Genomic DNA, 15,733 nt, shown 5'->3' on the forward strand with positions numbered 1-15,733 from the left:
CGGGCACCATTTTCAAATATTGAATTTGGTGCTACAAAGAATCCAGCGTAAGCTGGTTTTTTTATGCCTAATTAAAATGAATTGTATGATAAGAATATTATTACTTCTATTTAGCATCCTTCTCTTAACAAAGGTTCATGCTACAGATCTTTTTTCTAGCACTGTTTATTTCAGAGATAACCATTAGTATTTTTCAGGTTACTCTATCAACAAAGGTGATTATTTAATTAAAGCATCCGAACAGATAATAGATAAATTCAAAGCATTAGAACGAAAAATAGAAACTTATTGGATCAATTTATTAGCAGACGCCGACTCTCAAGAGATATGGTGTTTGAGTTTTTAAATTAAGGAAATAGATGAAATTCATTTAAAAGCATCTTGTCATTTATTAGATGCATTTGAAGGTATTGAGAATCGAGAGTAATCACCACTCTCGATTCATCACCAGCTCTTCCATTTCAAGGTCTAAATATCCTGCATCCTGTGCCACCATCATCATTGCTTCAGCAATATAGTCAGCAGCACTATCATCCAAGGAAGAATCTAGATCTTCGAACTGAGGTTTCATTTCATTGATTTCAATTACAGTTTGATGAGCATATCGATAAATATCCTGATCAGCTAAAGCAGGCTTCTGAACTTTTTTGGCAAATTGTTCAATTAACTGCTTGAGTTCAGCGACTAAAATATCTGGATAATACTCATCATCAAACATTGGGAGAAGTAAGTCTTCGAACATACAAAAGTTTACACAACAGCAGAAACCTGCCGCTTATAACATATTTTCAAAACAATAACGACAATTTTCCCTGACTCAATCATCTAACCCATGAAATTAATCAATTATAGTCTGATTATAAAAGCCTAATTTTTTAAGCTTGTTTCATCGCTTTCCAAACAAGAATTGCATCATGCATAGCTTTTACATCATGTGCTCGAACAATTGACGCTCCTTGCTGAATACTAAGTAAATGCCCCGTAACGCTTCCTACTGCGCGCTGATCTGCAGCTACGCCGTGTAAAGCTTCACCAATAAAACGTTTACGAGAAAGGCCAGATAAAATTGGATAACCCATTTCACTAAGTTTCCAAAATTCATTTAACAGTCTTAAATTTTGCTGCGCATTTTTTGCAAAACCAAACCCAGGATCAATAATAATATTCTGTTTTTTTACACCCGCAGTTAAAGCCTCTTCCACACGCTGCTGAAGCTCTTGCATCACGTCCAATGTCACATTCGCATATTGATCTAACTGATTCATTGTAGTTGGCTCACCACGCATATGCATGATCACCACAGGGATATCCAAGTCTACTGCCGTTTTTAAAGCATTTGGTCGAGTAAGCGCACGTACATCATTCCAAATATGAGCACCCGCTTCTTTTGCTGCACGGATAACATCTGGCTGACTCGTATCAATTGATAAAATCACATCATGTTTAGCTAAAGCTTCAACTACAGGCACAACTCTTCTAATTTCTTCTTCTATACTTACCTCAGATGCCCCTGGACGGGTTGATTCCCCACCAATATCAATAATGGTAGCACCCTGCTCTATCATGACTAGCGCATGAGCAATAGCTTGATCCACTTGATTATGTTTTCCGCCATCACTAAAAGAATCTGGGGTGACATTTAAAATACCCATAACATGAGGCTGTGATAAATCCAACTGGAGCTGCCCACATTGTAGAATTTGCTGAGGTAAAGGCATTAACTGCATGACAAGCTCCAATTTAATATTCGGCAATATTTTAACAATACTCTGATCAATATACTGCTGATTTCTTTTCGGCTTTGTCTGAAATACATGTATAAAAAAAGAGCCACATGACTGTGGCTCTTTTATTTAACTCATTTAGTTCATTGCTGGTAATGGTGGTGGTGTAGATGGACCATCTTTTGGCGGTTCAAATGCAGCCACTGGATTTTCAGCAACATAGACTTTAGGTGGTTGTGGCTCACGACCTTCCATAATGTCACGAATTTGATCACGATCAATGGTTTCCCATTCCATCAAAGCTTTTACCATTGCATGTGCAATATCTTTATTACCTTCTAAGATATTACGTGCAACTTTATATTGCTCATCAAGAATACGGCGTACTTCTTCATCAACTAACTGTTGAGTTGCTTCAGAAATCGTACGGCTTCCTACATTTCCAAAGAAACCATTTTGGTTTTCATCTTCGTAAACCATTACGCCCATTTTGTCAGACATACCGTACTTAGTAACCATTGCACGCGCCATTTTAGTAGCTCGCTCAAAGTCGTTTGAAGCACCAGTAGATTGCTGTTGGATAAACACTTCCTCAGCAATACGACCACCAAACAAAATCGCAATTTCATTTAGCATCTTGTCTTTATAATGGCTAATCTGGTCTTGTTCAGGTAACTGCCAAGTTACACCCAAAGCCCAACCACGTGGCATGATCGTTACTTTATGAACAGGATCTGTACCAGGCAAGATCTCTGCAACAATTGCATGACCAGCTTCATGATAAGCAGTTGCACGACGCTCTTCTTCACGTAGAACCATCGACTTACGCTCTGGACCCATGTAGATTTTGTCTTTTGCATCTTCAAAGTCATGCATGTCGACCGTATTCTTATTACGGCGTGCAGCAAATAATGCAGCTTCGTTAACAAGGTTAGCCAACTGTGCACCAGAGAAACCTGGCGTACCACGTGCTAACACTTTCATGTCTACGCCTGTAACTGAAGGTAATTTTTTCAAATGTACATTCAGAATTTGCTCACGACCACGAATATCCGGTAAACCAACCATTACTTGACGGTCAAAACGACCTGGACGTAATAATGCTTTATCAAGCACATCAACACGGTTAGTTGCAGCAATAACGATTACGCCTTCATTACCTTCAAAACCATCCATTTCCACAAGCATCTGGTTTAAGGTTTGTTCACGCTCATCATGACCACCACCTGTACCCGAACCACGGTGACGACCAACTGCATCAATCTCATCAATAAAGATGATACATGGCGCGTGACGCTTCGCTTGCTCAAACATATCACGGACACGGGACGCACCCACACCCACGAACATTTCTACAAAGTCAGAACCTGAAATGCTGAAGAAAGGAACCTTCGCTTCACCAGCAATTGCTTTAGCTAATAATGTTTTACCAGTACCCGGAGGACCAACCATAAGTACGCCACGAGGAATAGTCGCGCCCAAACGTTTGAATTTTGCAGGGTCTTTTAAGAAATCAACAATTTCAACAACTTCTTGTTTTGCTTCATCACAGCCGGCGACGTCAGAAAAATTGACTTTGATCTGGTCTTCAGAAAGCATTTTTGCCTTCGACTTACCAAAACTCATCGGTCCATTCTTTCCGCCTGCACCACCACCCATGTTACGCATAAAGAACATGAATAACAAAATGATTAACAGTACAGGGAAACTAGCAATGAGAAGTTGCATCAAAATGCCTTGACGTTGTGGAGCTGTTCCCTCAACAACAACATTTTGTTTATTTAAGCTTGGCATAAGCTCAGTGTCTTCAACTTGCGGACGAACAGTTTCAAACTGTGATCCGTTAGTTTTTTCACCATTAATATTTAAACCGTCAATTGTGACTTGCTTAATTTGGCCACTATTCACCGCTGCAACGAAATCTGAATATTTCATCGCAGTAGGCTTGTTGCGGTCACTGATATTACTGAAAATTAAAATCAGAACACCAAGTATTATTAGCCACAATACGGCATTCTTGAAGTAATCGCTCAAAGCTTTATTCCCATATCGATCTAATTTGATCATGCCCAATCTTGGCCGATCGTCATAAAAGCAGCAACTGTATTGCTTGCGGATAACCTAAAAGTACAAAATGCACAATTTTTAGGAGCTTGGCAAGTAAACTTTATTGCAATGCTTTCTTACGCCCTTGTCCAACCAAAAAAACTTCTTTAGATCGTGCACGAGAAGCTGCTGGTTTTACTGTTTTTAACACATCAAAACTATCAACTACTTGTTTACGAAACTCATCAAATCCTGCACCTTGGAACACTTTAACCACAAGTTGTCCATTAGGACCAAGAACCTTTTGAGCAAAATCTAAAGCCAGTTCACATAAGTAAATCTGTCTAGGTTGATCAACAGCCCTATTACCAGATGTATTGGGGGCCATATCAGAAATTACAATGTCTACTTGTCGCCCATTTAAAATATTTAACAATTTTTCAAATACATCTTCTTCTCTAAAGTCGCCTTGTAAGAAAGTGACATCAGGCAAAGCATCCATAGGCAAAATATCGGAAGCAATCACTAAACCTTTGCTACCAACAAGTTTCCCTGCGATTTGAGACCAACTACCAGGAGCCGCACCCAAATCTACTACCGTCATGCCTGGCTTGATCAGCTTATATTTTTCTTGAATTTCAAGAAGTTTATAGGCCGCTCGAGCACGATACCCTTCCTTTTGAGCTTTTTTAACAAAAGGATCGTCTAGATGTTCTCTCATCCACGCACGACTACTTTTCGACAATTTCTGGTTTGTAATGCGTGTTGCCATAACTCACTAAATATCAAAAAAACTTCTGATCGTTCATTGTACGTGAAAATTACTCTCATTACAGTACGGATGTAGCGTAATCTCACTAAGTTTTACAGTTTTTTTCCAATAATGTTGATCGATTATTTATACAGTTTTTCGTACATCTGGATTTAAGTTTTTTGCTATACTAAGCCGTTTTTAAAATCAGGTATTTTTAATGGCCGCTTTATCTATCCATGAACGTAAACGTTTACGTCAAATTGGTCATGTGCTTAATCCAGTTGTCATGATTGGTGGACAAGGCTTAACAGACGCGGTAATCGAAGAAACGCTTCGTGCTTTAAACGACCATGAACTTATTAAAGTTAAGATTGCTGGTGAAGACCGTGAAGCGCGTACTGCAACAATTGAAGCAATTGTAGAAGCAACAGGTGCAGAAGCTGTGCAAAAAATTGGTAAAATTGTTTTGCTTTACAAAAAAGCAGCTAAACAAAACCAGCATTTGTCTAACCTTGTTCGTCACGCTCACTTAGCAAACTAATTTAATTTGACAAACTATGGCAAGTTACGAACTTTCAGCTTTTGATCGTTTTCATGCTGTTTCCGTTGTTGGCGCAATTGAACAGCAAGCACCCTATACTTTAAATATCGGTTTTTGGATTCGTGATCCAAATCAACTTATTATCTGGCCTCAAGAAGTCGCGGCTCATCCTCGTCAAGATTTTTTGTGGGAAGAAACTTGTTTCGAAATTTTTGTTGGCGTGCATGATGAAGATTATTATCGGGAGATTAATCTTTCCCCTTCTCAAGCATGGCAGTCATATCAGTTTGAAGAATATCGCTATCCAGAAAGTATACCTCCCCTTGCTGCTTACGATATTGAACTGAATCATCTCAAGCGTACTCATTATGGCTTAAATGTTAGTCTCGATTTAGGGCAATTTATGCAACAGCATCGCTTGAAATGGGCAAACCTTTATTTAGGTTTAACTACAGTTTTAAAAACCAAAGAAGGTATGCAGTACTATGCAATGCAGCATAGTGGAAAAAGTGCAGATTTCCATAATAAACGTGACTGGTTACATCAGTTCTAAAAATAAAAAAGCGAGAAATTAATTCTCGCTTTTTTATAGCTGGACCAAAGCAGAGATCATTAATTGTCTCGTGCTTTATTCCAAGCTTCGACTGCATTATTTTTAGTACGTTTAATACTTTCACTTAGAGAATCTTTGTGTTTCAAAGAAATCTGGCTAATATCACCTTTAAGCTCTTTGCTCACTTTTGTTAAATCTTCAATAAGCGCATTAATTTCTGCTTTCAAAGCATTTTTAAGATCAGATAAGCCTTCTTGCGAAGTACTAAACTGAGCCTTAATCACATCAAGACGTTGTAAAATATCTTGTTTAATTTGGACAAATTGATTTTGAATATTTTTATTTAACTCGTGAGTTTCAGCTTCAATTTTCTCTTGAGCCTCGCTTAAAACTTCTTGGACTTGTTCTTGAGTTTCAGCAATCGCCTCTTTTACCTGAGCTTTAGCTTCAGTAGCAACTTCTTTAACTTGCTCAGTTTTTTCAGCAACAGTTTCTTTTACCTGTGCAGTTTTAGCGGTTACTGTTTTTTTAGCCTTAGTTGTAGTTGCAGCTATCGTTTCTTTCACTTCATTGACCTCAGCTTTGACTGATTCAACTACTGCTTGAGTTTTTTCACTCACTTCTTTTGAAACTTCATTATTGCTCATACTATTTCCTCATATTGTTTATTTTTTAACTAGCACTACAATAAATCCAGTTCAAAGAATTCTCCTTGCAAATTGTTAGACAATTTATCAAAAGTATCTGATTCAGATGAGTGGATAATTTTTTTATAAAAAGCAAGCAATGAATTATATTTTTTAGCAGAAAAGAAATAGACTTTTAGGGGTTCCATGCGTATAATGCGCTGTTAAGTTACAAGCGGGCAGACCGATAGGGAGGGCATGTTTTATCCAAACATTGCCGATCTTTTTTGGGTCTACTCGCTTTTTTACAGCCGAAATTCAGGAGCTTTGGTTTGAGCATCCCCGCCATTTTAGCCCTCGCAGATGGAACGATCTTTAAAGGAACGTCAATCGGCGCAACGGGAAGTACGACTGGAGAAGTCGTTTTTAACACAGCCATGACTGGCTATCAAGAAATTTTGACTGACCCAAGTTATGCACAACAAATTGTGACATTAACTTACCCTCATATTGGTAACACTGGTTGTAACGCGGAAGACGTTGAATCTGGTCGTATCCATAAAGTATGGGCGAATGGTTTAATTATTCGTGACCTTCCTCTACTACACAGTAACTTCCGTGCTGAGCAGTCGCTGAGCGAATATCTGCAAGAACACAATGTTGTTGCAATCGCAGATATTGATACGCGTAAATTAACACGTATTTTACGTCAGACTGGTGCACAAAATGGATGCATCCTTGCTGGTGAAAATATTACTGAAGAAGAAGCAATTGCAAAAGCTCGTGCTTTTGGTGGCTTAAATGGCTTAGACCTTGCAAAAGAATGTTGTGATCCAACTGGTTTTGAATGGTCTGAAGGTTCATGGACTCTAGGTCAGGGCTTCTCTCAACCTGAATTAAAATATCATGTAGTTGCATACGATTACGGTGTCAAAACCAACATCTTACGTATGCTTGCAGACCGCGGTTGCAAATTAACCGTTGTACCTGCAGAAACTCCGGCTGAAAAAGTATTGGCACTTAATCCGGATGGCGTATTCCTTTCAAATGGTCCTGGCGATCCAGCTGCTTGTGATTACGCAATCGAAGCTGTAAAAACTATTGTTGAAACCACAACATTACCTGTATTTGGTATTTGCTTAGGCCACCAAATCTTGGCACTCGCTTCTGGTGCAAAAACTGTAAAAATGAACCATGGTCACCACGGTGCTAACCACCCTGTACAAAATCTTGAAGATGGTACAGTGATGATTACTTCACAGAACCATGGTTTTGCTGTAGATGCAGAAACTTTACCGGCTAACTTAAAAGCAACGCATAAATCATTGTTCGATGGCACCTTACAAGGTATCCACCGCACAGACAAACCAGCTTTCAGCTTCCAAGGTCACCCTGAAGCAAGCCCTGGTCCACATGATTGTGCACCTTTGTTCGATCATTTCATCGAACTTATCGAAGCATCTAAACAGTAATTACGGAGCGAATAATGCCTAAACGTACGGATATTAAAAGCATCTTAATTATTGGTGCTGGCCCGATTGTGATTGGACAGGCATGTGAGTTTGACTACTCAGGTGCTCAAGCATGTAAAGCACTTCGTGAAGAAGGCTACCGTGTTATTTTGGTTAACTCTAACCCAGCTACCATCATGACAGATCCTTCAATGGCTGATGCAACTTATATTGAGCCGATTACTTGGCAAACTGTTGCACAGATTATTGAAAAAGAACGTCCAGATGCAGTATTACCAACGATGGGTGGTCAAACTGCATTGAACTGTGCCCTCGCACTTGATGAGCATGGCGTTCTTGAAAAATATAATGTTGAATTAATTGGCGCAAGCAAAGAAGCGATTGAAAAAGCCGAAGATCGTAAACTCTTCGATATCGCTATGCGTAAAATTGGATTGGAATGTCCAAAAGCTGCCATTGCTGAAACAATGGAAGAAGCTTTAGCAATCCAGTCACGCTTTGGTTTCCCAGTAATTATTCGTCCATCATTTACAATGGGTGGTTCGGGCGGTGGTATTGCATATAACCGCGAAGAATTCCTTGAAATTTGTGAACGTGGTTTTGACCTCTCTCCTACTCACCAGTTATTGATTGATGAATCTTTAATTGGCTGGAAAGAATACGAAATGGAAGTTGTTCGTGACAAAAACGACAACTGTATTATCGTATGTGCGATCGAAAACTTTGATCCAATGGGCGTTCACACGGGTGACTCAATTACCGTTGCTCCTGCTCAGACATTAACAGACAAAGAATATCAATTGATGCGTAATGCTTCGGTTGCAGTTCTTCGTGAAATTGGTGTTGAAACAGGTGGTTCTAACGTTCAGTTCGGTATTAACCCGAAAGATGGACGTATGGTTGTCATTGAGATGAACCCACGTGTATCTCGTTCATCTGCTCTTGCTTCTAAAGCAACAGGTTTCCCAATCGCAAAAATCGCGGCAAAACTTGCTGTTGGTTATACCCTTGATGAATTGAAAAATGACATCACTGGTGGCGTGACTCCTGCAAGCTTCGAACCATCGATTGACTATGTTGTAACGAAGATTCCTCGTTTTAACTTCGAGAAATTCCCGCAAGCGGAACCAGTTCTTACCACTCAGATGAAATCTGTTGGTGAAGTCATGGCAATTGGCCGTAACTTCCAAGAATCTGTACAAAAAGCATTACGTGGTCTTGAAGTTGGTGTAAGCGGTTTCGATGAAAAAATCGAAGCTGGTGCAACAAATGCAAAAGAAACCATTTTAAAAGAGCTTAAAGTTCCAGGCCCTGAGCGTATCTGGTATGTAGCAGATGCTTTCCGTCATGGTTTCTCTTTAGATGAAGTGTTTGAAGCAACCAAAATTGATCGTTGGTTCCTCATTCAAATTCAAGACATCGTTAAAACTGAAGCTGAAGTAAAAGCTTTAGGTTTTGGTGACTTAAACGCTGACAATATCCGTGCATTCAAACGCAAAGGTTTATCTGACCTTCGTATTGCGCACCTCATGGGTATTTCACAAAAGCAATTCCGTAAACAACGTTGGAACTTGGGTGTTTATCCAGTTTACAAACGTGTTGATACATGTGCTGCCGAGTTTGAATCTGGTACTGCATATATGTATTCAACTTATGATGAAGAATGTGAAGCAAATCCATCAAATCGTGACAAGATCATGGTGATTGGTGGCGGTCCAAACCGTATTGGTCAAGGTATCGAATTTGACTACTGCTGTGTACACGCTGCATTAGCTATGCGTGAAGATGGTTACGAAACAATCATGGTTAACTGTAACCCTGAAACTGTTTCTACTGACTACGACACCTCAGATCGTTTGTACTTCGAACCTGTAACACTTGAAGATGTACTTGAAATCGTACGTACTGAGAAGCCAAAAGGCGTGATCGTACAGTACGGTGGTCAAACACCTCTTAAATTGGCACGTGCTTTAGAAGAAGCTGGTACACCAATTATTGGTACATCACCAGATGCAATTGACCGTGCAGAAGACCGTGAACGTTTCCAGCAAATGATCCAACGTTTACAGCTTCGTCAACCAAACAACAGCATTGTAAAATCTGCTGAAGAAGGTATCTCTGAAGCTGCGAAAGTAGGTTATCCGTTAGTTGTTCGTCCATCTTATGTATTAGGTGGTCGTGCAATGGAAATCGTATACAACGAAGAAGAACTTAAACGTTACCTTCGTGAAGCAGTTCAGGCATCTAACGAAGCCCCTGTTCTTCTTGACCGTTTCCTAGATGATGCAACTGAAGTTGATGTTGACTGTGTATCTGACGGTAAAGACGTTGTGATCGGCGGTATCATGCAGCACATCGAACAAGCAGGTATTCACTCAGGTGACTCTGCATGTTCAATTCCTCCTTATTCTTTATCTAAAGAAATTCAGGATGAAATGCGTCGTCAAACTGTTGCGATGGCAAAAGAACTTGGTGTGGTTGGTTTGATGAACGTTCAGTTCGCAGTTAAAGGCGATGATGTTTACGTTCTTGAAGTTAACCCACGTGCTTCACGTACAGTTCCATTCGTATCGAAATGTATTGGTGATTCTTTAGCAAAAGTAGCTGCACGTTGTATGGCTGGTCAATCTCTTGAATCTCAAGGGTTTACTAAAGAAATCATTCCAACACACTTTGCTGTGAAAGAAGCTGTTTTCCCATTCGCTAAATTCCAAGGCGTAGATCCAATGCTTGGACCTGAGATGAAATCTACAGGTGAAGTAATGGGCGTTGGTAAAACATTTGGTGAAGCATTCTATAAAGCTGTTTTAGGCTCAAATGATCGCTTACCAGGTTTACCAACTGAAGGCGAAGTAAAACATGCTTTCTTATCTGTACGTGAATCTGACAAGAAATATATTGCAGATATCGCTAAGAAATTAGCTGCATATGGCTTCAAGCTTATTGCAACAGGTGGTACATACCAAGTGCTTAAAGAAGCAGGTTTAGAATGCGAATCTGTGAATAAAGTGACTGAAGGTCGTCCACATATTGTTGACCGCTTGAAAAATGGTGAAATACACCTTATTGTCAATACCACTGAAGGTAAACAAGCTCAATATGACTCTGCAATGATTCGTCGTGCTGCCCTACAAGGCAAAGTGTATTACACAACGACTATCAATGGTGCAGAAGCTGTTTGCCAAGCTTTTGATGTGAAATTGCCAATGGATGTATACCGCTTGCAAGATTTAACTGTAGGTTAATTTGTTACCGATAAGTCCCGTCACCTTATCGGTGGCGGGATTTTTTCATTTTTTTTAACTGTGTTTTCTCAAATTAAGAGGGACCAAAATGCAACGCTATCCAATGACCCCTGAAGGTAAAATTGCCTTAGAGAAAGAATTACAACATTTAAAATCTGTTGAACGTCCACGTATTATTCAAGCTATTGCAGAAGCACGTGAACATGGCGACTTAAAGGAAAATGCTGAATATCATGCTGCACGTGAACAGCAAGGTTTCTGTGAAGGCCGTATTCAGGATATCGAAGGTAAATTAGGCGCTGCTCAAGAAATTGATGTTAAAACACTTGAGCAAAATGGCCGTGTTGTTTTTGGTGTAACAGTAACAATTGAAAATCTTGATACTGAAGAACGTAAAACTTATAAAATTGTTGGCGATGACGAAGCAGATTTTAAAATTAATAAAATCTCGGTGAACTCACCAATCGCACGTGGTCTTTTGAGTAAGAGTGAAGGCGATGAAGTAAAAATCGTGACTCCTCAAGGCGAAGTCGAATACGAAATCGTAAGTGTAGAATATCTCTAAGATAATGCACAACTAGCCCCTCTTTATGAGGGGTTTTTATTCAATATCATTGATATATTTCGGGGAAATCACACATGGATAACTCTTTAATTAACACTCCAGTTCGTCATTGGTGTGAGTTTGAATTTATCCATAAAACTGTTAAAAACCCGAATATCCATATTAAAGGTAATTACTCATATTATTCAGCCTATTGGGATCAAGGTTTTGAACGTTGTGTCGTGCGTTACTTACATGATAAAGCCTCGACACCAGACAAACCAATTGACCAACTTTATATTGGTAATTTTGTTTGCTTTGGCGCTGAATGCGTCATTATGATGGGTGGTAACCAACTTCATAGACCAGACTGGATTTCGACTTTCCCTTTTGATACCCGTAGTTTTTTAGCAGCTGGTGATACTGTAATTGGCGATGGATGCTGGATTGGTAGTCGTGCAATGATTATGCAAGGGGTCACACTTGGTGAAGGTGCAGTGGTTGCAACTGGGGCTGTGGTCACTAAAGATGTTCCCCCCTATGCAATTGTAGGTGGTGTGCCTGCGAAAATTATTAAATATCGTTTTCCTCAAGAACAAATCGATAAACTGCTTGCTTTAAGACTTTATGATTTGGATGAGAAGCAAATTTTAAAAATACGCGAATATTTACAAACTGAAGATATAGATGCTTTATCTACACATATGGAAAATTTGCGGAATCTATAAAAATATATCTACAAAAATTTGTTGTTATAAACTCACAAATGATTACGTGCTTGAATTTAAATCGTCAAAAAATAAGTATAAAGTATTGAATATATAAGCATCATTACAATAAGGAAAATACTCATGTTATATCAACATATTCTTGTACCAATTGACGGTTCTGAAACTTCTTTAATTGCCATGAAAGAGGCAATCAAACTGGGAAAAGCGTTAAATAGCAAAATTACGGTTGTGCAAGTTATGGCTCTTGATCCGTTTATTGCTGACGCCTATGTAAAAACTGGCCAAACGAATGATTTGATTGAACGGACAAGAACCTATTTACTCGATATTTTAGAACACGCAAAACAAGAATTCGCCGATGAAGGCATTACTGTCGAAACCAAACTACTTGAAGGTTTTGTTGTACATGAAGAGATTATTCAGGCTGCTCAAGACCTAAATGCAGATCTGATTGTTATGGGTTCTCATGGCCGTACAGGGGTCCGAAAACTTGTACTTGGTAGTGTTGCACAAAAAGTCTTAGGCGAAAGTCATATTCCTGTTTTAATTGTTCGATAATTTCAATATTGCCTATTTTGTTAATTCTAATAATTTAGGCAATGGTTTAAAAAAAGCCTTTTCAGGATCTTTAAGGCTGCCAAGCAAATTGCTTTAAGTTTACTTTACCGTTTAACAAATAGACTCCTTCAGTTTCAAGTTTTAACTGCTGAACATTTTCACCCTTGTCATTAAATTTGCTTAGGCTAATTTTGCCTTGAGAATTAATAACCCGATACCAAGGGACTTGATGATCGACTTCAAGATGTTTCAAAACATAGCCAACTAATCTCGCATGTTTAGGTAACCCTGCCATACGAGCCACTTGCCCATAAGTTGCGACTTTTCCGTAAGGAATCAAAGCAATGACTTCTAAAATCTGCCGATGTAGTTCATACTGAGTTGTCAAAATGGACTCCATAAAAATTGACATAATTCATATCATATAAAAATTTTTGACTAAAACTAAATGCAATCCAAGGTGGGCTTGAGGGAAATCTGCATGAAAAAAATATTATTGGTGGTTACTGGGACTTTACTGTGCGCTTCTTGTACTACTCGCCCTCCTATTCCTTCAGGAGAAGTACCTAAAGTATCTACAGATGGCCGCCCTATCGTTCCTGTCACATTCGTTTTTACCACTAACTCTCCAGAAGCTACAAAGTTTGATAATTACCAGCAGATGCGTAAAGAAATCAAAATACTAAATAAATATTATGTAGATGATAAAAATAATAAGATTTTTAAGTTCAAATTACACCGTTATATCCCTTACGAAGAGTTTTCGAAATTACATTGCGATTTAAAACAGCAGATCAATCAACCCTATCCGATCTCTACTGAAACTATTCCTGCCAGTGTAAATACCTGTTTTCCTAAAAGAACTGCCAGCAAGGAAGTCATCGTTTTTATTTATGATGCCTATTCGACTAAATGGAAGTTTGAAGATGTAACAAGTAGAGCATTTCGCAATAATGGTAAACCTTTTGTTTTATTAGATTGGAACCGACTCAATTATAATATTCAGGCTGGTAGCGTACATGAAATGGGGCATGTGTTCGGACTAAAACATGTCTGCGCGCCGAATGCTACAAAACGTACACCAACCAACATCATGACGAGTGCCGAATGTAAACGTGGCAGCGGTGGACTTAGAAATTTAGGTTTTACACCGGTCCAACTTCAAACAATTTTAGAAAATTACCAACGTTATCCATAAAGATTTTAAAAACTCATTTCGACGTAAAAACCTAAATCATCTTGTGCTGCATAATAATTTTCAGGAGTCAGTAATGAAGTCATATAATTGCTGGCCTCTGAAAAATCGTCTTCATTGACTGGATGCGGTTGCCAAAAAGTTTTCAAATTATTGGTATAGATTGGATATAAACGCAGTCGATCTTTTGACAAATCTAGCCGTGCTATACATCCATACGGCAAAGCGTTTTGCTCTGTATATTCACCATTGCTATTAAAAACCGCATTGCCCATACCAAATACTACAGGCTTCTGATTAATCACTTTAATCGGTTGAATGGTATGAGCTCCATGACCGATAACGAGGTCCGCACCAGCTTGAGTCAAAATATCAGCAAGCTTGCTCTGTTCCTTGGTAATCGGCTTAAAATCGATGCCCCAATGGCAAATAACAATAATTTTATGCTCAGGGTTAGCCTGCTTATAACGGCCTATTTGTTCAAGCAAAACTCCATTTAGACATGCAACTCCACTCTTAGGACCTAAGGCATAAAAATCATAATCTAGATAGGCAGTGTCTCTGTGCCAATAGCCGTTAAAAATAGCGTAATGCTTGTTATTAAAAGTGATTTGAAAGTAGCTATGGGCATATTTTTGATTTGTGCCCGCGCCGATATAAGAAATATTGACCTGATCAAATTGTTGTAATGTATAGGCTAATCCACGATCCCCATAGTCTTTTAAATGGTTATTTGCCAATACCACATGGTTAAGATGAATATTTTTGAACGCTGCTAATGTTTGTTCGGCATCAGCTTTAAGAATAAATGACTTTTTATTTACAAAAGGAGATTGTTTTTCTAAAGAGAAAACCGCTTCAAAGTTAGCAATATTTAGGTCATGTTCCCCTAAAAAGGCTTTTATTTTTTTAAATGAATAGGCATATCCATACTGTTGCAGAGCATCTATTTGCCCTTTAGCCTTACGTTTTTCGGTGTAGATTTCCCCAAAGTAGGTATCACCTAAAATGTTAATAATGCCGCTTGGGGTGGAGCAATTTTTAGGTCTTACAGTCTGTGCTTGAAAACAGTGATAATAAGGAATTAAGTGCTCAGCACGATGAATATCATCTAAAAAAGAAAAGAAACCGATAGTCTGGTTTTCCTCAAAGAACGTCAGATAAATTTTTCTAAATGAATTTGTAAGATATAAAACCTCTACTACATTCTGTGCCATTAATAGAATCTGAGGGTGATAAGACTTTCCTTTAAAATTCAGCTCTTTTATAAAGAATAGTTTTCTGATTTCAGCTGGCTGGCTATAAATATTTTTAACTAATAAAAACAAATATTTTAACTGGTTTTGTGTACTTTCTTTTTTCAAATTTAAATTATAGGTAGCAGCTCTTTTTGACAAAATTAAATAGGCTTGCTCATGTGTACCGCAGAGCATATTGCTTAAAGCATCCTTCACATCTGCTGCTTGGGTAAAAATTAGCAACTGCAATAGTTCAGTAAAGGTGTAATGTTCCGAGTGCTTTAAACCTAAATTTTGCTGACCTAGTTGCTCAGATAGATGTTCAGACACAACATAGTCATCTTGAGCTTGTACATTTTTTTGCTGAAATTGCTCTAATGCGTAGTCGATTAGCAGTAGTGTTGAAATATCATCGTCAAATTCGAGTTGCCATAAAGCTTCATCGAAACTTGTCGTATCGATATGTGCTAATAGCTTGATCTCAACGGGTTGATACTTCATGGCTC

The 15,733-nt window shown here is 38.6% G+C and carries 16 protein-coding genes; 8 read left to right on the top strand and 8 right to left on the bottom strand.

All coding sequences use genetic code 11. The annotated features are described in order from the left end of the window. Window positions 1-427: 427 nt before the first annotated feature. The 4 genes from UC75_RS08635 to rlmE all read right to left on the bottom strand — a co-directional run bounded on the left by UC75_RS08635 (window position 428) and on the right by rlmE (window position 4,542). A complete protein-coding gene (locus UC75_RS08635; protein ID WP_005307931.1) occupies window positions 428-742 on the bottom strand; it encodes a DUF5713 family protein in 315 nt (104 codons plus the stop codon). 133 nt (window positions 743-875) lie between these two features. After that, a complete protein-coding gene (gene folP / locus UC75_RS08640) occupies window positions 876-1,727 on the bottom strand; it encodes a dihydropteroate synthase (RefSeq protein WP_049837311.1) in 852 nt (283 codons plus the stop codon). A 135-nt stretch (window positions 1,728-1,862) separates the two neighbouring features. After that, a complete protein-coding gene (gene ftsH, locus UC75_RS08645) occupies window positions 1,863-3,758 on the bottom strand; it encodes an ATP-dependent zinc metalloprotease FtsH (RefSeq protein ID WP_034591375.1) in 1,896 nt (631 codons plus the stop codon). 133 nt (window positions 3,759-3,891) lie between these two features. Next, window positions 3,892-4,542, bottom strand: a complete 651-nt coding sequence (rlmE, locus tag UC75_RS08650; protein ID WP_004790464.1) for a 23S rRNA (uridine(2552)-2'-O)-methyltransferase RlmE — start codon at window positions 4,540-4,542, stop codon at window positions 3,892-3,894. 199 nt (window positions 4,543-4,741) lie between these two features. On the opposite strand from rlmE, the gene yhbY reads away from it, so the two are divergent. Together yhbY and UC75_RS08660 are read left to right on the top strand one after the other, a co-directional pair. Further along, window positions 4,742-5,065 (top strand): ribosome assembly RNA-binding protein YhbY, encoded by a 324-nt coding sequence (gene yhbY / locus UC75_RS08655; RefSeq protein ID WP_004790462.1) that lies wholly within the window; start codon window positions 4,742-4,744, stop codon window positions 5,063-5,065. Between the two features lie 16 nt (window positions 5,066-5,081). Further along, a complete protein-coding gene (locus UC75_RS08660) occupies window positions 5,082-5,618 on the top strand; it encodes a DOMON-like domain-containing protein (RefSeq protein WP_004790459.1) in 537 nt (178 codons plus the stop codon). A 59-nt stretch (window positions 5,619-5,677) separates the two neighbouring features. Here UC75_RS08660 and UC75_RS08665 read toward each other — a convergent pair whose 3' ends face one another. Further along, window positions 5,678-6,265: a hypothetical protein gene (locus tag UC75_RS08665; RefSeq protein ID WP_049837312.1), complete on the bottom strand. Its 588-nt coding sequence runs from the start codon at window positions 6,263-6,265 to the stop codon at window positions 5,678-5,680. A gap of 35 nt (window positions 6,266-6,300) precedes the next feature. Beyond that, window positions 6,301-6,453: a hypothetical protein gene (locus tag UC75_RS18770; RefSeq protein WP_128825158.1), complete on the bottom strand. Its 153-nt coding sequence runs from the start codon at window positions 6,451-6,453 to the stop codon at window positions 6,301-6,303. Window positions 6,454-6,576: 123 nt separating this feature from the next. On the opposite strand from UC75_RS18770, the gene carA reads away from it, so the two are divergent. From carA to UC75_RS08690, 5 genes are all read left to right on the top strand, one after another. Next, window positions 6,577-7,716 (top strand): glutamine-hydrolyzing carbamoyl-phosphate synthase small subunit, encoded by a 1,140-nt coding sequence (gene carA / locus UC75_RS08670; RefSeq protein WP_005307938.1) that lies wholly within the window; start codon window positions 6,577-6,579, stop codon window positions 7,714-7,716. Window positions 7,717-7,730: 14 nt separating this feature from the next. Next, window positions 7,731-10,961: a carbamoyl-phosphate synthase large subunit gene (carB, locus tag UC75_RS08675; protein ID WP_004790453.1), complete on the top strand. Its 3,231-nt coding sequence runs from the start codon at window positions 7,731-7,733 to the stop codon at window positions 10,959-10,961. 88 nt (window positions 10,962-11,049) lie between these two features. Then, a complete protein-coding gene (greA, locus tag UC75_RS08680; protein ID WP_005307940.1) occupies window positions 11,050-11,526 on the top strand; it encodes a transcription elongation factor GreA in 477 nt (158 codons plus the stop codon). 74 nt (window positions 11,527-11,600) lie between these two features. Next, window positions 11,601-12,233, top strand: coding sequence for a CatB-related O-acetyltransferase (locus UC75_RS08685; protein ID WP_049837313.1), 633 nt, complete (start codon window positions 11,601-11,603; stop codon window positions 12,231-12,233). Between the two features lie 123 nt (window positions 12,234-12,356). Next, a complete protein-coding gene (locus tag UC75_RS08690) occupies window positions 12,357-12,794 on the top strand; it encodes a universal stress protein (RefSeq protein ID WP_049837314.1) in 438 nt (145 codons plus the stop codon). A gap of 70 nt (window positions 12,795-12,864) precedes the next feature. On the opposite strand, the gene UC75_RS08695 is transcribed toward UC75_RS08690, so the two are convergent. After that, window positions 12,865-13,194, bottom strand: a complete 330-nt coding sequence (locus UC75_RS08695) for an MGMT family protein (protein WP_128825225.1) — start codon at window positions 13,192-13,194, stop codon at window positions 12,865-12,867. 81 nt (window positions 13,195-13,275) lie between these two features. On the opposite strand from UC75_RS08695, the gene UC75_RS08700 reads away from it, so the two are divergent. Then, window positions 13,276-13,992: a metalloprotease gene (locus UC75_RS08700; RefSeq protein WP_049837316.1), complete on the top strand. Its 717-nt coding sequence runs from the start codon at window positions 13,276-13,278 to the stop codon at window positions 13,990-13,992. A 5-nt stretch (window positions 13,993-13,997) separates the two neighbouring features. On the opposite strand, the gene UC75_RS08705 is transcribed toward UC75_RS08700, so the two are convergent. Beyond that, window positions 13,998-15,728, bottom strand: a complete 1,731-nt coding sequence (locus UC75_RS08705; RefSeq protein ID WP_049837364.1) for a CapA family protein — start codon at window positions 15,726-15,728, stop codon at window positions 13,998-14,000. Window positions 15,729-15,733 lie beyond the last annotated feature (5 nt).

The sequence above is a fragment of the Acinetobacter sp. V2 genome (genome assembly GCF_001188385.1).
GTDB classification, from domain to species: domain Bacteria; phylum Pseudomonadota; class Gammaproteobacteria; order Pseudomonadales; family Moraxellaceae; genus Acinetobacter; species Acinetobacter oleivorans.

Bases quoted from the DNA above. Each gene is read 5' to 3' on its own strand.
- UC75_RS08700 (WP_049837316.1), top strand. From the start codon at position 13,276: ATGAAAAAAATATTATTGGTGGTTACTGGGACTTTACTGTGCGCTTCT.
- UC75_RS08695 (WP_128825225.1), bottom strand. From the start codon at position 13,194: ATGGAGTCCATTTTGACAACTCAGTATGAACTACATCGGCAGATTTTA.
- UC75_RS08635 (WP_005307931.1), bottom strand. From the start codon at position 742: ATGTTCGAAGACTTACTTCTCCCAATGTTTGATGATGAGTATTATCCA.
- UC75_RS18770 (WP_128825158.1), bottom strand. From the start codon at position 6,453: ATGGAACCCCTAAAAGTCTATTTCTTTTCTGCTAAAAAATATAATTCA.
- greA (WP_005307940.1), top strand. From the start codon at position 11,050: ATGCAACGCTATCCAATGACCCCTGAAGGTAAAATTGCCTTAGAGAAA.
- UC75_RS08705 (WP_049837364.1), bottom strand. From the start codon at position 15,728: ATGAAGTATCAACCCGTTGAGATCAAGCTATTAGCACATATCGATACG.
- yhbY (WP_004790462.1), top strand. From the start codon at position 4,742: ATGGCCGCTTTATCTATCCATGAACGTAAACGTTTACGTCAAATTGGT.
- folP (WP_049837311.1), bottom strand. From the start codon at position 1,727: ATGCAGTTAATGCCTTTACCTCAGCAAATTCTACAATGTGGGCAGCTC.
- UC75_RS08690 (WP_049837314.1), top strand. From the start codon at position 12,357: ATGTTATATCAACATATTCTTGTACCAATTGACGGTTCTGAAACTTCT.
- UC75_RS08685 (WP_049837313.1), top strand. From the start codon at position 11,601: ATGGATAACTCTTTAATTAACACTCCAGTTCGTCATTGGTGTGAGTTT.
- rlmE (WP_004790464.1), bottom strand. From the start codon at position 4,542: ATGGCAACACGCATTACAAACCAGAAATTGTCGAAAAGTAGTCGTGCG.
- carB (WP_004790453.1), top strand. From the start codon at position 7,731: ATGCCTAAACGTACGGATATTAAAAGCATCTTAATTATTGGTGCTGGC.
- UC75_RS08665 (WP_049837312.1), bottom strand. From the start codon at position 6,265: ATGAGCAATAATGAAGTTTCAAAAGAAGTGAGTGAAAAAACTCAAGCA.
- UC75_RS08660 (WP_004790459.1), top strand. From the start codon at position 5,082: ATGGCAAGTTACGAACTTTCAGCTTTTGATCGTTTTCATGCTGTTTCC.